The organism is Stenotrophomonas sp. PS02298 (genome assembly GCF_029959445.1).
GTDB lineage: Bacteria > Pseudomonadota > Gammaproteobacteria > Xanthomonadales > Xanthomonadaceae > Stenotrophomonas.
On record NZ_JASCOR010000036.1, the window covers coordinates 1 to 14449 of the forward strand.

At 64.6% G+C, this 14449-nt stretch carries 12 protein-coding genes; 3 read left to right on the forward strand and 9 right to left on the reverse strand.

Annotated features, from left to right (window positions below; all coding sequences use genetic code 11):
- Positions 1-150 precede the first annotated feature (150 nt).
- Positions 151-1122, reverse strand: a complete 972-nt coding sequence (locus QMX78_RS07740) for an RluA family pseudouridine synthase (protein WP_282268167.1) — start codon at positions 1120-1122, stop codon at positions 151-153.
- Positions 1123-1532: 410 nt separating this feature from the next.
- Here QMX78_RS07740 and rne point away from each other — a divergent pair, with 410 nt between their 5' ends.
- On the forward strand, positions 1533-4790 hold the full coding sequence (gene rne, locus QMX78_RS07745; protein ID WP_282268169.1) for a ribonuclease E: 3258 nt from the start codon (positions 1533-1535) through the stop codon (positions 4788-4790).
- A gap of 477 nt (positions 4791-5267) precedes the next feature.
- Here rne and QMX78_RS07750 read toward each other — a convergent pair whose 3' ends face one another.
- From QMX78_RS07750 to ispG, 3 genes are all read right to left on the reverse strand, one after another.
- Positions 5268-5915 (reverse strand): response regulator, encoded by a 648-nt coding sequence (locus QMX78_RS07750; protein ID WP_282268171.1) that lies wholly within the window; start codon positions 5913-5915, stop codon positions 5268-5270.
- Positions 5916-6231: 316 nt separating this feature from the next.
- Positions 6232-6921: a phosphatase PAP2 family protein gene (locus tag QMX78_RS07755; RefSeq protein ID WP_282268173.1), complete on the reverse strand. Its 690-nt coding sequence runs from the start codon at positions 6919-6921 to the stop codon at positions 6232-6234.
- A complete protein-coding gene (ispG, locus tag QMX78_RS07760; protein WP_282268195.1) occupies positions 6902-8167 on the reverse strand; it encodes a flavodoxin-dependent (E)-4-hydroxy-3-methylbut-2-enyl-diphosphate synthase in 1266 nt (421 codons plus the stop codon). Before ispG ends, QMX78_RS07755 begins: the two co-directional genes overlap by 20 nt.
- Positions 8168-8249: 82 nt before the next feature.
- Between ispG and QMX78_RS07765 the strand changes: the two genes are divergently transcribed.
- Positions 8250-9476 carry an ATP-binding protein gene (locus QMX78_RS07765; RefSeq protein WP_282268175.1) on the forward strand — a complete coding sequence of 409 codons (1227 nt, stop codon included), beginning with the start codon at positions 8250-8252 and terminating at the stop codon, positions 9474-9476.
- Positions 9473-10039 carry a response regulator transcription factor gene (locus tag QMX78_RS07770; protein ID WP_282268178.1) on the forward strand — a complete coding sequence of 189 codons (567 nt, stop codon included), beginning with the start codon at positions 9473-9475 and terminating at the stop codon, positions 10037-10039. The genes QMX78_RS07765 and QMX78_RS07770 overlap by 4 nt, the downstream gene beginning before the upstream one ends.
- A gap of 161 nt (positions 10040-10200) precedes the next feature.
- On the opposite strand, the gene pgi is transcribed toward QMX78_RS07770, so the two are convergent.
- The 5 genes from pgi to folK all read right to left on the reverse strand — a co-directional run bounded on the left by pgi (position 10201) and on the right by folK (position 14444).
- Positions 10201-11712, reverse strand: a complete 1512-nt coding sequence (pgi, locus tag QMX78_RS07775; protein WP_282268180.1) for a glucose-6-phosphate isomerase — start codon at positions 11710-11712, stop codon at positions 10201-10203.
- Positions 11709-12089: an aspartate 1-decarboxylase gene (gene panD / locus QMX78_RS07780; protein WP_282268181.1), complete on the reverse strand. Its 381-nt coding sequence runs from the start codon at positions 12087-12089 to the stop codon at positions 11709-11711. Before panD ends, pgi begins: the two co-directional genes overlap by 4 nt.
- Positions 12090-12269: 180 nt before the next feature.
- Positions 12270-13112, reverse strand: a complete 843-nt coding sequence (panC, locus tag QMX78_RS07785) for a pantoate--beta-alanine ligase (RefSeq protein ID WP_282268183.1) — start codon at positions 13110-13112, stop codon at positions 12270-12272.
- Positions 13109-13924: a 3-methyl-2-oxobutanoate hydroxymethyltransferase gene (gene panB, locus QMX78_RS07790; RefSeq protein ID WP_282268186.1), complete on the reverse strand. Its 816-nt coding sequence runs from the start codon at positions 13922-13924 to the stop codon at positions 13109-13111. The genes panC and panB overlap by 4 nt, the downstream gene beginning before the upstream one ends.
- Positions 13925-13955: 31 nt before the next feature.
- Positions 13956-14444, reverse strand: coding sequence for a 2-amino-4-hydroxy-6-hydroxymethyldihydropteridine diphosphokinase (folK, locus tag QMX78_RS07795; RefSeq protein WP_282268188.1), 489 nt, complete (start codon positions 14442-14444; stop codon positions 13956-13958).
- Positions 14445-14449: the final 5 nt, after the last annotated feature.

A 14449-nucleotide genomic window follows, 5' to 3' on the forward strand; every position in this document is an offset into this window, starting at 1 on the left:
GGCGTCAGCCGCGAAGCCGGCATTGCTGGAATCGCCAGCAAGTTCGCGGCGTGACTGATCTGTTGCTTCGCGGCTGACGCCGCTCCTACAGACACCTGTCAGACCATGGGGAACCGCCGCACTGGCGGCCCCCAACCCGACTCCAAGGCCTCAAAGCCTGTTCATCGCCTCGACCAGATCCGGCGACAGCGGCGCGTTCAATACATAAGGTGTCTTGCCGCCGTCCAGCGCAAACTCCAGCGAGGCCGCGTGCAGGAACAGGCGTTTCAGCCCGATCTGCTCACGAAAGCGCTTGTTGACTGCAGGATCGCCGTATTTGTCGTCACCGGCCACAGGATGACCGATGTGTTGGGCATGCACACGGATCTGGTGGGTGCGGCCGGTCTCGATCCGGACTTCGCAGTAGGACTGCCCGCCGCGACGCTCCAACACCTTGAAATGGCTGAGCGACGGCTTGCCTATCGCATTCACCTGGACATGGCGCTCGCCGCCCTGGCGAAGGCCGACATGCAGCGGCGCGTCCACGCTCATCACGCCGTCGGGCATGCGCCCGGCCAGCAAGGTCAGGTAGCGCTTCTGGATGCCGCCATGGTCTTCACGCAGCAAGGCCTGCAGCTCGACCAGGGCCGAACGCTTCTTGGCCAGGATCAGCAGGCCGGAAGTATCCCGGTCCAACCGGTGCACCAGCTCCAGGTTCATGTTCGGCCGCAGTGCACGCATGGTCTCGATCGCACCGTGACTGATACCGCTGCCGCCATGGCTGGCTACGCCAGTCGGCTTGTTGATCACCAGCAGCTTGGCGTCCTCGAAGACGATGGCTTCTTCCATACGCTGCAGGAAGCTGCTCGGAGGCGGCGCCTTGTCTCCCAACTCATTGAGATTGACCGGCGGAATACGCACCTCCTCGCCACCGTCCAGCTTGCGGTCGGCCTTGGCACGGCCACCATTCACCCGGACCTGGCCACTACGAACCAACTTGTAGACCAGGCTGCGTGGCGCGCCCTTCAGCTGACCCAACAAAAAGTTGTCCAGCCGCTGTCCTGCCCTGTCTTCGGGCACTTTGATCATGCGCACGCTGCTCTTGGCGGCAGGCGGTGCTTGGGGCTTGTCGGAATCAGTCATCGGCCTATTTATTCTGCTACACTCGGGGGGCGATATAAGGGTTTGATTTCGTTGGAAGTTGGTCAGGGCCAGAAGCCCCGCTCCCTACGGATCCGGCACAGTGCGCGGCCACCGCCCCCGGGGCGGCCATGTTAGCGGCTCGTCGGCGTTCCCGGCCATCGCCGGATGCCAAAAAGCATCCGAGCTGGACGAAACCCATGTCCCGCGCGACGCCATCGGCCACGGCCGCGGGCGGCCGCCGGCCCTGAAACACCTAAAACAAGAAAGAAGCGCTCCCGCGGCCTGCCGTGGTGTCGTAGCGCTGGAAACCCAAGCCGCCCTGCCCGCGCCTGCGCGAATGGGCGGCGAACCGTGTCCAGAGGCGAAACCCCATGGCGTTCCGCGCGGTAGCAGCGCGCGAGGAACGCACAATGAAGCGAATGCTGATCAATGCCACGCAGGCTGAAGAACTGCGCGTGGCCATCGTCGACGGGCAAAACCTGTACGACATCGACATCGAACAGCCGTCGAAGGAACAGAAGAAGTCCAACATCTACAAGGGCCGCATCACCCGCCTGGAGCCGTCGCTCGAGGCTGCCTTTGTCGAGTACGGCGGTGACCGCCACGGCTTCCTGCCGCTGAAGGAAATCTCCCGCGATTACTTCCAGGCCGGCGTGGACCACCACAAGGCCAGCATCAAGGAACTCCTGCGCGAAGGCCAGGAAATCGTCGTGCAGGTCGACAAGGAAGAGCGTGGCAACAAGGGCGCCGCCCTGACCACCTTCATCTCCCTGGCCGGCCGCTACATGGTGCTGATGCCCAACTCCCCCTCTGCCGGCGGCGTGTCCCGTCGCATCGAGGGCGAAGACCGCGCCGCACTGAAGGAAGCCCTGGACAAGCTGAACATCCCCGACGACATGGGCGTGATCATCCGCACCGCCGGCGTCGGCCGCGATGCCGAAGAGCTGCAGTGGGATCTGGACTATCTGTTGCAGGTATGGCGCTCGATCGCCGAAGCCGCACTGACCAAGCCCGCCCCGTTCCTGATCTACCAGGAATCGCGCCTGATCGTGCGCGCCCTGCGCGACTACCTGCGTTCGGACGTCGGCGAGATCCTGGTCGACACCGAAGAGCTGTACGAGACCGCACGCGACTTCATGCAGCAGGTGATGCCGCAGACCCTGCGCAAGCTCAAGCATTACAAAGACGACATCCCGCTGTTCAACCGCTTCCAGATCGAATCGCAGATCGAGGCGATCTACGAGCGCAACGTGCGCCTGCCGTCCGGCGGCTCGATCGTGGTTGACCAGACCGAAGCGCTGACCGCGGTCGATGTGAACTCGGCCCGCTCCACCAAGGGCAGCGACATCGAAGACACCGCCTTCCAGACCAATCTGGAAGCGGCCGAGGAAGTCGCCCGCCAGCTGCGCCTGCGCGACCTGGGCGGTTTGGTGGTCATCGACTTCATCGACATGTCCTCCAGCAAGCACCAGCGCGAAGTCGAAAACCGCCTGCAGAATGCGTTGAAGTACGACCGTGCCCGCGTCCAGCTGGGCCGTATCTCGCGCTTCGGCCTGATGGAAATGAGCCGCCAGCGCCTGCGTCCGAGCCTGGGCGAATCCAGCCAGATCGTCTGCCCGCGTTGTGACGGCCAGGGCCGCATGCGCAGCATCGAGTCGCTGTCGCTGTCCATCATCCGCGTTGCCGAAGAGCACGCGATGAAGGAGAACACCGGACAGGTGCTGGTCCAGGCCCCGGTCGAAATCGCCAACTACCTGCTCAACGAGAAGCGCAGCGCCCTGCGTGAAATCGAGCAGCGCCATGACGCCCCCATCGTCATCGTTGCCGACGAGCAGCTGCACACCCCGCATTACGAAGTCACGCGTCTGCGCGACAACGAGCTGGGCGAAGAGTCGAGCAAGCCCAGCTACCAGCGCGGCACCCCGCGCAAGCTGCCGGTGCACGCACTGACCAAGGCACAGCTGAACATCCCGGCGCCGGCCGTGACCCACGTCAAGCACAGCCAGCCTGCGCCGATCCGTGAAGTCGTCGAAGCCGCGCCGGCCCCGGCACCGGTTGCCGCACCTGTCGCGCCCGCCGCTGGCGGCGTGATGGGCTGGCTCAAGCGCGTGTTCGGCGGCGAGCCGGCTCCGGCCGCACAGCCGGCCCAGCCGCAGCGCCAGGACAACGGCCGTAACAACCGCAACGAGCGCGGCAACCAGCGTCGTGATGGCCGTAACGGCCAGCAGGGTCGCGGTGGCAACGGCAATGCCAATGCGGGCGGCAACGCCAACGGCAATCGTCGTGACGAGCAGCGCCGCGAAGACCGCCGCCAGAACGCTGACAAGCCGCAGCAACAGGGCCAGCAGCAGGCGCAGAACAACGCCCAGCAGCCCAAGCAGCGCAATGAACAGCAGCGCGGTGATCAGGCCCAGCAGCAGCCCAAGCAGCAGCGCAACAACGAGCAGCAGCAGGCCAAACAGCCCAAGCAGCCGAAGCAGCCCAAGCCGCAGCAGGACACCGACAAGCAGGTCCAGCAGCAGAACGCGCAGGCCGAGAAGCCCGCACGCCAGCAGCAGCCACAGCAGGAAGCCGCTCGCGCAGCTGCACCGGCCGTCGCAGCACCGGTCGTTGCCGCAGCAGCGATTGTGGCCAACGACGCCGTTGCCAACACCGATGCCGTGGTGAAGGAAAACACCATTGCTGCCGAGATCGCCAAGCCGGCGGTCGTCTCCGAGGAGCAGCCGGCAGCGGCTGTGGTCGTCGACGAGAACAGCAACCCGGTTACAGCAGCCGAAGACGGTGCCGGCGAAGCCGGTGGCCGTCGTCGTCGCGGTCGCCGCGGCGGTCGCCGTCGCCGTCGTGGTAACGGTGAAGGTGCCGCCGGCGGTGAAAACCTGGGCGGTGATGAGGATGCTCTGGACGCCTTTGATGACGCCGATGGCGAAGTCAATGAAGCTTCAGCCAAGCCCGCGAGCAGCCAGCCCGAGTTCGAGTTCGATGACGAGCCCGCAACCCCGGCCGCGCCCGTGTCCGCTCCGGTAGCAGCAGCCAAGCCGGTTGCCGCGGCGCCCGCGCAGGCTGCCGCAGCTGTTGTTGCCGCAGCACCTGCCGCTGCTGTCGAAGTAGCTGCCTCGGCACCGGTTGCCGAGGCCCCGGTTGCTGAAGCCGTTGTCGCAGCAAGCGCACCGGCCCCAGTCGCACCCGTCGAAGTGGCAGCTGCCGCTGAGCCGGTGGTCGTCAAGGCCGAGCAGGCGATCAGCACTCCGGTGGAAACCGTCGCTGAAGCCGTCGTCGCAGCACCGGTGGTCGCCAGCGTGGAAGCGCCTGTGGCTGCCCCGGCAGTTGTCAGCGCACCGGCAGAAGTCGCCGCTGCACCGATCGCACCGGTCGCCGCTGCTGAACCGGTCAACGCCGCACCAGCTCCGGTCAGCATCCCGCAGCCGGAACCGGCCACAGTGGTGGTTGCACAGCCTGCAGCACCGGAAAACGGGCAGCTGTTCGCCCAGGCCCCGGCTGTTGAAGAAACGGCTGAAAAGCCGGCCGTTGAAACTGCAGCACCAGCCGCCGCAGTCGCACCGACACCTGTCGTTGTCGCTCCTGCCGTAGACGCGGAAAGCGTCGCAGTCGAAGCGAATGCCGAGGCCGAGGCCGAGAAGCAGGAAGACGATCAGCCGCGCAGCGTCTGATCCGACCAAGCAGCTTGAAAGCAGAAAGCGGCCTCAGGGCCGCTTTCTGCTTTTCTGGGCCACGCAATCACAGCGGCGAAGGTTCACCCCCGTTGTAAGAGCGGCGTGAGCCGCGAAGCAAGCAGATCATCAGATGGCATAGACCTTTGAGCCTTCCATAGCGCCAGCTTCGCGGCTTACGCCGCTCCTACAACACCTGGGTCGGCACCTTATTTTTTTGTAGGAGCGGCGTGAGCCGCGAAGCACACAGATCATCAGATGGCATAAGGCTTGGCGCCGTCAGTAGTGCCAGCTTCGCGGCTCACACCGCTCCCACAAACAGACGATCGCCAAGCCATTGCCTGCAAGGTCGAGTCGCATGTGACCATCGTGCACTCAAACAAAAGGAGCACAGCGTTGTCGCTGTGCTCCTTTTGATTCGACTGTTGTTGAAGGGCGCTGCTCTGCAGAACGGTGACTGCAATAAACCCTCCAGGCTCAAATCGCCTTGGTGGGATCACCAACGCCATATTGCGCGGCGAGCCTGGCCAGGGCGATGTTGTCCTGCACCCCCAGCTTCTGGAACAAACGCGCCTTGTGGGTGTTCACGGTCTTGGCGCTGAGGCTCAGGCGACGGGCGATCTCCTCCTGACGGTGGCCCTGGATCAACAGCAAGGCCACTTCCAGCTCGCGCGGCGAGAGCAGGTCGAACGGCGATTCGCCGCCTTCCAGATTGGACAGCGCCAGATTCTGCGCAATGCTGGTGGCCAGATAACGCTTGCCGATGGCAACGTCATGCACGGCACGAATCAGCTCTTTCGAATCCCCACCCTTGCCCACATAACCGGAAGCACCTGCTTCCAGCAAACGCTTGGGCATCGGCCCATCTTCCAGCACGGAGACGATGATGACCTTGGTGCCGTGATCGCCTTTGACGATGCGTTCGGTGATTTCCAGTCCACTGAGGCCCGGCAGATGCAGGTCGCACAGGACCACGTCCGGCTTCAGCCGGCGGATCAGCGGCAGCGCGACGTCACCGCTATCCGCTTCGCCGACAACTTCTATATCGGTTTGCCCCGAAAGAATCATCCGAATGCCCGTGCGCACTAATGCGTGGTCATCGATAAGAAAAACGCTGATGGTCATGAAGGATTCCTCGCGGCGAGGTGACAGTTGAAGCCTTGGGCGCGGCAAAATCCGAGCATGCGAGGCGACGGCCCTCCCCCGTCCCTCATGGCAAGGCCATGTGTATTATCAAGCAGAAGTGGCCCAACTGGGCTCTATCGGACACCCGCTCGCAGGAAATGTATCTGTAGTTTTGAGCATCAGGATGATGCGGTTTATGTGCCTGCGGCTGGCGAGCTCACTATGCCGTCGCAGCCAATACTGTATCCATCAGGTCAATTCGTCCAATGACTTAGGACTTCTCTTACCTTTTGGACACTACCAATTGCAGTGCACTTCAGGGCGCCGGCAAGGACCAGCGTCGACGGAACATCACCATGTACACGCCTGTCACCCAGATCGTTGCGGCACACCAGCCGCCGAGGATGTCCGAGGGGTAATGTACCCCCAGATAGACCCGTGACAGGCCAACCGAAACGACAAAACCGCTGACCAGCACCACCACCGGCCATCGCCAGCGTGTGCGCCAGGTCAGAAACACCAGGGTCAGGGCCAACGTCATCGAGCCCATCGCGTGCCCACTGGGAAAACTGAAGGTGCTTTCCGGCGCAATCGATTCCCACAGGCTCGGACGCTCGCGCTGGAATATCTGCTTGCTCCCCAGGTTCAACAGCGCCGAGCCAATGAATGCCGTCGCTGCGAACGCAGCCTTGCGCCAGCGCCGCCACAGCAGCAACACCACCACGATCACCATATCCAAGGGGATGACGCCCCACTGATAGCCAAGCTTGGACATCAGCACGAAGAAGCCGTTCAGGCCAGGCGTGGCGATGGCATGCATGCGCAGCAGCAGGGCTGCATCGAAGTGGAAAGCTTCGGCTTCGTGGATCTCATCGGCCAGGCCAACGAAGCCCGCCAGCGGCAGCAGCACGCCGATGAACAACACCACCAGCCGCCACGCATTATGGGCGAGCCAGCGGCGCAGACCGGCAGCTTCGCTCCGGGAATCAACCGGAGCTTCGGGCATACCGGGTCTCGACATAGTCATCGATCAGCGCGACGAACTCATGGGCGATGTTCTCACCACGCAGGGTGATCTTCTTTTCGCCGTCGACGAACACCGGCGCGGCCGGGGTTTCGCCGGTACCCGGCAGGGAAATGCCGATGTTGGCGTGACGCGACTCGCCGGGGCCATTGACGATGCAGCCCATCACCGCAAGCGTCATGTTCTCCGCACCGGGATGGCTGACACGCCACACCGGCATCTTTTCGCGCACGTGGTTCTGCACCACCTTGGCCAGCTCCTGGAAGAACTCGGAGGTGGTACGGCCGCAGCCCGGGCAAGCGGTGACCAGCGGGGTGAAAGCGCGCTGGCCGGTGGTCTGCAGCAACTCCTGGGCAACGATGACTTCCTGCGTGCGCGACTGGCCCGGCTCGGGCGTCAACGAGATGCGGATGGTGTCGCCGATACCTTCCTGCATCAGCACCGCCAGCGCCGCCGACGAAGCGACGATGCCCTTGCTGCCGATGCCAGCCTCGGTCAGGCCCAGGTGCAGGGCAAAGTCCGAACGCTGCGCCAGATCACGGTACACGGCGATGAGTTCCTGCACGCCACTGACCTTGGCCGACAGCACGATGCGATCACGCGGCAGGCCCAGGTCAACTGCAGTCTCGGCCGAATCCAGCGCCGAGCGGATCAAGGCCTCGCGCAGCACGCGGCCGGCATCCCACGGCTGCGCACGCTGGCTGTTCTCGTCCATCAGCTTGGCGGCGAGCGCCTGATCCAACGAGCCCCAGTTGGCGCCGATGCGCACCGGCTTGTTGTACTTGATGGCGAATTCGATCAGCTGCGCGAACTGGGTGTCTTTCTTCTTGCCGAAGCCGACGTTGCCCGGATTGATGCGGTACTTGGCCAGTGCCTCGGCGCAGGCCGGTTCGCCGGTCAGCAGTTGATGGCCGTTGTAATGGAAGTCGCCGATCAGCGGCACATCGATGCCCATCATCGCCAGCTTCTCGACGATGCGCGGAATAGCCGCGGCCGATTCGGGATTGTTGACGGTCAGTCGCACCATCTCCGAACCCGCGCGCCAGAGTTCGGCCACCTGCTTGACGCTGGCAGCCACATCGGCGGTATCGGTATTGGTCATCGACTGCACCACCACGGGATTACCTCCGCCCACCTTGACGCCGCCGATGGCGACGGACTGGGTGATGCGGCGGGGCCACGCGGTAGCGTCGGTGGGCGGTGTTGGGCGGGTCACGGCGTCATGCATGGCCCATTTTAACGCGCCAGCCACCCGTGCGGCATGAACCTTGGATTGCATGGCAGCCACCGCGACAGCATACGATTGCAGCATGGAAACCCGAGATACCTCTTTTCTACGCACCCTGTGCAGCCTGCGCTGGCTGGCCACCGCCGGTCAGGCAGCCACCATCCTTGTAGCCACCTGGCTGCTGGGGCTGGAACTGCCGCAGGAGCCACTATGGGCCGGCGTCGCCGTGCTGGCCTTGTTCAACCTGTACGTGCAGCTGCGCGTGCATGACACCGACCCGGCACCGGTTACCGCCTTCGGCCATATCCTGGTCGACGTCACCGTGCTGACCTGGATGGTGGGTTGGAGCGGCGGCATCGCCAATCCGTTCGGCTCGCTGTTCCTGATCCTGATCGCATTGGCTGCGCTTGCCCTGCCACTGCGCTGGACGCACGCGGTGGCTGCCGCCTGCGTGGCCGGCTACGCGCTGAGCGCCGTGTTCGGGCTGCCGTTGAAGGGCGGCTACTTCGACACGATGAGCCTGCACCTGTGGGGCGCAGCGGCCAATTTCCTGCTGTCCAGCGTAGTGGTGCTGGTGTTCTCGACCCGCTTGGCAGCTGCGCTGCGCGAGCGGGAGAACCAGCTGGCGATGCTGCGCGAACGCTTCGTCCGCAATGAAGGCATTGTCGCCTTGGCCACCCATGCCGCATCCGTTGCCCATGAGCTCAACACGCCGTTGGCGACCATGACCCTGCTGACCGACGACATCGTCGAGCAAGGCGCCGCCACCCCGGAAATGCGCGACGACCTGGAGACCCTACGCGAGCTGCTGGTGCAGTGTCGGGAAAAGGTGCTGGCGCTGGCCGCCCCCGCCCAAGGCGCAGGCAGCCGCGCACCGGTATCCATCGCCAGCGTGCTGGAGCAATGGCGACTGGTGCGCCCGACCATCCAGTTGCGACGCAACCCCGATGCGCCGCTGCAGCTGAAGCTGGACCCCGGCATCGGTCATCTGCTGCAGGTACTGCTGAACAATGCCGCCGACGCGGGCGAGCATGCAGGACGTGCACAGATCGACCTGGATATCCGCATCCATGAGGGCCAGCTTTACGGCGAGGTCCGCGATTACGGGCCCGGCTTCAACGCCAATGACGCGGCCCTGCCCGGCACCTTGTTCAACAGCGGCAAAAGCAATGGCATGGGTGTCGGCCTGGCACTGTCGCATGCCACCATTGAGCGTCTGCACGGCGAACTGTGGATGCGCCCGGCCGAAGGCCAGGGGGCACGCGTCGGCTTTCGCCTGCCGTTGAACAACATCGAGGTAAGTCCATGAATGCTGCTGCCACCCACGGCCTGCTGGTCGATGACGACCCGCTCTACCTGCGCACCCTGCAGCGCACCCTGGCCCGCCGCGGCATCGAAGCCATCACCGCCACCGACATCTCCAGCGCCATGCAACTGGCCACGCAGACGCCGCCAGCGTTCGCATTGATCGACCTGAAGCTGGGCAGCGAGTCCGGCTTGAACCTGATCCAGCCGCTGCGCGAGTTGCGCCAGGACATGCGCATCCTGCTGGTTACTGGCTATGCCTCCATCGCCACCGCGGTGGAAGCGATCAAGCTGGGCGCGGATGATTACCTGCCGAAGCCGGCGACTGTGCAGATGATCCTGCGCGCGCTTGGCGAAGAGGACGAGGGCGGCGAGGAGCCGGAGGATGTTGAACCGCCGGACGCGATGACGCCGATCAGCCGCCTGCAGTGGGAACACATCCAGCAGGCGCTGCACGAAACTGGCGGCAATGTGTCCGCGGCCGCGCGCCTGCTGGGCATGCACCGCCGCTCACTGCAGCGCAAGTTGACCAAGCGACCAAGCCCGGAACGCGACCCGAACCGCTGACCCTGCTTCCTGTAGTGCCGAGCCATGCTCGGCAGGGGCCTTCACCCGTAGCGCGAAGAGCTTCCCCCTCCCCAACCCTCCCCTTGCCTTCGGCAAAGGGAGGGAGCAAAAAAGCCGCGCATCTCTGCGCGGCTTTTTTTGTTGCAAACGATGATCCGCTATCAGCGCAAGCGCGCCAACAGCTCCCGGGTCATCGGATCGGCGATTTCCACCGCCTCGCCCTGCAACGCCGGCAGCAACTGGCTGGCCAGCTGCTTGCCCAGTTCAACGCCAAACTGGTCGAAGGCATTGATGCCCCAGATCAAGGACTGCACGTACACCGCATGCTCGTACATGGCGATCAACGCGCCCAGCGACTGCGGGGTCAACGCATCCAGCAGGATCATCGTGCTCGGGCGACCGCCCGGATACTGACGATGCGGGTCCTCGCTGTCCTGGCCGTTGGCCAGCGCTTCGGTCTGCGCCAGCAGGTTGGCCAGCAGGGCCTGATGGTTGAGTTCGTAGGGATCGTCGTTGTGCACGCAGCCGATGAAATCGGCCGGAACGATGCTGGTGCCCTGGTGCAGGGCCTGGAAGAAGCTGTGCTGCACGTCGGTGCCGGCACCGCCCCACCACACCGAGACCGTGTCGCCATCGACCGGGCTGCCGTCGCGCTTGACCCGCTTGCCCAGGCTTTCCATCACCAGTTGCTGCAGATACGCAGGCAGCAGCGCCATGCGCTGGTCGTAGGTCATCACCGCGTGGGTGGCATAACCCAGCACGTTGCGGTTCCAGATATCGGTCAGTGCGTGCAGCACCGGCAGATTGCTTGCCAGCGGTGCAGTGGCCGCGTGCGCGTCCATCTGCGCAGCGCCTTCCAGCAGCTGGCCGAAGCGTTCAAAGCCGATTGCCAAGGCAATCGGGAAGCCCACCGCTGACCACAGCGAGTAACGACCGCCCACCCAGTCCCACATCGGCAGCACGCGCTCGGCGGCGATGTCGAAGGCCTTGGCGGCGCGTTCGGGGTTGGCACTGACGGCGTACAGGCGCTCGCTGCCGCCCAGCCAGTCGCAGAGGATGCGGCCGTTGAGCAGGGTTTCCTGAGTACCAAAGGTCTTGGAGATCAGGATGCCGGCAGTGGTCGCCGGGTCCAGCGTCGCCAGGGTGCGTTGCATCGCCGCGCCGTCGACATTGGAAACGAAATGCACGCGGAAACGCGCGCCCGATACCGGACGCAGCGCGTCCGCAACCAGACGCGGCCCCAGATCCGAGCCACCGATACCAACACTGACGATATCGGTGACGTTGCTGGCTTCCAGCGCCTTGATCAGGCTGCCCATCTGCGCCTGCACCGCCACCGCTTCAGCGCGCGCAGCCACGGCAACCGGTGCGTCGCTGGCGTCACCGCGCAGCGCGCTGTGCAGCACCGCGCGATCTTCGGTGTGGTTGATCTTCTGGCCAGCGAACAGGCGCTGGAAACCGCCGGCGACATCGCGCGCGGCGGCCAGTTCCAACAAGGCATCCAAGGCCGCGCGGTCGTATTTCTGCCGCGCGAAGTTCACATACAACGGACCGACTTTCAGCGCCAGGCGCTGCACCCGGTCAGGCTCTGCAGCCATCAGCGAGGGAATGCCGGTGCCCTGCAGACGCTGGGCGTGGGCGTGCAATACGTCGAATCCGTTGTTGGTGATCATGCGGCCTGTGTGGGGATGCTGTCGTTGGTGTGGGAAATGCGGTTGTCGCCGTCAACGTAGACCAGCTTGGGCTTGAACGTGCTGGCTTCTTCTTCGCTCATGCCGGCGAAGGCGGCGATGATGATGATGTCACCCACCTGCACGTGGCGCGCAGCGCCGCCGTTGAGCGAGATCACGCCGCTGCCGGCTTCCGCACGCAGGGCGTAGGTGGTGAAACGGGCACCGTTGGTCACGTCCCAGATGTGCACCTGTTCGAACTCGCGGATGCCGGTGGCCTGCAGCAGGTTGTCGTCGATCGCGATGGAGCCTTCGTAGTTCAGCTCCGAATGGGTGACGGTGGCGCGGTGAATCTTGGTCTTGAGCAGGGAGAGTTGCATGACAATGCCGAAACTGCGTGAGAAAGGGCGCAGTCTAGCACCGGCGCGCGCCCTTGCCCGCACCGCAACATGACCTTTCCCATGGCGTTTGCCCGGATACAGCAATGGCGCCACAAGGGCGCCATTGGCTGTCATTCAGGAGTCTGCCGGCGGACAGCTCAAGTCCGCCGAGTGCCCTGTTCAGAACTCGACATTGTCGATCAGGCGGGTCGTGCCCAGCTTGGCCGCGACCAGCGCCACCCGTGCGCCCTCATGGCTGGTGCCCGGCTCGCTCAGGTCGGGCATGCGCACCACCGCGTAATCCACCAGATAGCCGGCAGCCTGAAGCTGTGCTGCGGCCTCCTGCTCCACCGCCACACGCTCGGCGCCGCCCAGGTAGGCATCGCGCGCAGCCAGCAGCACCTTGCGGATCACCGTGGCCTGCGGCCGGACATCGGGCGTCAGGTACTGGTTGCGCGAGCTCATCGCCAGGCCATCGGCCTCGCGCACGATCTCGCCACCGACGATCTGGATCGGGAACGCCAGGTCCACCACCATCTGCTGGATCACTGCCAGCTGCTGGTAGTCCTTGCGCCCGAATGCCGCCACATCCGGCTGCACCTGGTTGAACAGGCGGCTGACCACCGTGCACACGCCGTCGAAGTGGCCCGGACGGTGCGCACCTTCCAGCAGCGAGCTCACGCCCGGCACATGGACCTTGGCAGCCAGGTCCACGCCAAACGGGTACATGGATTCGACCGTGGGCAGCCAGAGCACGTCACAACCAGCCTGCTCCAGGCCACTGGTGTCGGCCTCGGGCGTGCGCGGGTAGCGGGTGAAATCCTCGTTCGGGCCGAACTGGGTCGGGTTGACGAAGACACTGGAAACCACCCGGTCAGCGTGCTCACGCGCCAGCTTCACCAGCGAGTAGTGGCCGGCATGCAGATTGCCCATGGTCGGCACCAGCGCAACGCGCAGGCCCTCGCGCTTCCAGCCGCTGACAATGGCGCGCAGCCGGGAAAGTTCGGTAACGGTTTCGATCATGATGCGTAAGCGTGCTCTGCGTCGGGGAAGATGCCGGCGCGCACGGCGTCGGCATAGGCACGGACGGCACCGGCCACCGAGCCGCCTTCGGCAAGGAAATCCTTGACGAACTTGGGACGTCGGTGACCACTGTCCAGGCCAAGGAAATCATGCAGCACCAGCACCTGTCCGTCGCAATCCGGACCGGCACCAATACCGATGGTGGGAATCGTGATTTCGGCGGTGACGCGGCCAGCAATCGGGGTCGGCACACACTCAAGCACCAGCAGGCTGGCACCGGCCTCGGCCACGGCCTTGGCATCGTCCAGCAACTGCCTGGCAGCATCGCCACGGCCCTGCACGCGGTAACCGCCCAGGCGCAGCACCGACTGCGGGGTCAGGCCCAGGTGCGAACAGACCGGAATTTCGCGCTCGACCAGGTGACGGATGATGTCCAGCTTGAAGCCAGCACCTTCGATCTTGACCATCTCCGCGCCGGCCTGCAGCAGCTTGAGCGAGGCATCCAGCGCGCGCTCCGCAGTGGCGTCTGCGCCGAACGGCAGGTCCGAGACCAGCAGCGCGCGCTCAAGAACGCGGGCGACCGCACGGGTGTGATAGACCATGTCGTCAACGCTGACCGGCAGCGTCGAATCATGCCCCTGCACCACCATGCCCAGCGAATCACCGATCAGGATCAGGTCCACGCCATTGGCGTCGAAGGCACGGGCAAAGCCGGCGTCGTAAGCGGTCAACATGACCAGCTTCTGGCCATTGCGCTTGGCCTCGGCCAATGCGGGGACGGTCCAGGGCTTGCTATCTGCGTGTGTGCTCATGTGGTCATAACGGTGGCTTATGAGCCGACCATTATCCCCCTATCGGGTCGATACCGCAGGTATTGATGCCTACCAATACGTCCCGCACTGTTCCATGGCCCGGAATCAGGGCATCTGGCGCCACGTCGGCCAATGGCAGCAGGGCGAAGCCGCGCTGGTGCAGGAAGGGATGCGGCACCTGCAGCTGCGGCAGGTCGATCACCTGCTCGCCGTAAAGCAGCAGGTCCAGATCCAGCAGCCGCGGCCCCCAATGCTGGCCCGGATCGCGAACCCGCCCGAACTGCTGCTCGATAGCCAGCAGCTGCTCCAGCAGCTGCGGCGCCGGCAGATCGGTCTGCAGCGCAACGGCGGCATTGATGAAATCCGGCTGCGCCTCGTTGCCCCAGGCCGGTGTGCGATACAGGCGCGAGCTGGCCAGCAGCTGCACACCCGGCAGCTGCGCCAGCACATCGATCGCCGAACGCAGGGTGGCAGGCGCGTCCCCAAGGTTCGCGCCCAGCCCGATACACGCTACAACCATTGCTG

Excerpts from the sequence above, each read along its gene's own strand:
- QMX78_RS07740 (WP_282268167.1), bottom strand. The coding sequence starts at position 1,122 with ATGACTGATTCCGACAAGCCCCAAGCACCGCCTGCCGCCAAGAGCAGC.
- rne (WP_282268169.1), top strand. The coding sequence starts at position 1,533 with ATGAAGCGAATGCTGATCAATGCCACGCAGGCTGAAGAACTGCGCGTG.
- QMX78_RS07750 (WP_282268171.1), bottom strand. The coding sequence starts at position 5,915 with ATGACCATCAGCGTTTTTCTTATCGATGACCACGCATTAGTGCGCACG.
- QMX78_RS07755 (WP_282268173.1), bottom strand. The coding sequence starts at position 6,921 with ATGCCCGAAGCTCCGGTTGATTCCCGGAGCGAAGCTGCCGGTCTGCGC.
- ispG (WP_282268195.1), bottom strand. The coding sequence starts at position 8,167 with ATGCATGACGCCGTGACCCGCCCAACACCGCCCACCGACGCTACCGCG.
- QMX78_RS07765 (WP_282268175.1), top strand. The coding sequence starts at position 8,250 with ATGGAAACCCGAGATACCTCTTTTCTACGCACCCTGTGCAGCCTGCGC.
- QMX78_RS07770 (WP_282268178.1), top strand. The coding sequence starts at position 9,473 with ATGAATGCTGCTGCCACCCACGGCCTGCTGGTCGATGACGACCCGCTC.
- pgi (WP_282268180.1), bottom strand. The coding sequence starts at position 11,712 with ATGATCACCAACAACGGATTCGACGTATTGCACGCCCACGCCCAGCGT.
- panD (WP_282268181.1), bottom strand. The coding sequence starts at position 12,089 with ATGCAACTCTCCCTGCTCAAGACCAAGATTCACCGCGCCACCGTCACC.
- panC (WP_282268183.1), bottom strand. The coding sequence starts at position 13,112 with ATGATCGAAACCGTTACCGAACTTTCCCGGCTGCGCGCCATTGTCAGC.
- panB (WP_282268186.1), bottom strand. The coding sequence starts at position 13,924 with ATGAGCACACACGCAGATAGCAAGCCCTGGACCGTCCCCGCATTGGCC.
- folK (WP_282268188.1), bottom strand. The coding sequence starts at position 14,444 with ATGGTTGTAGCGTGTATCGGGCTGGGCGCGAACCTTGGGGACGCGCCT.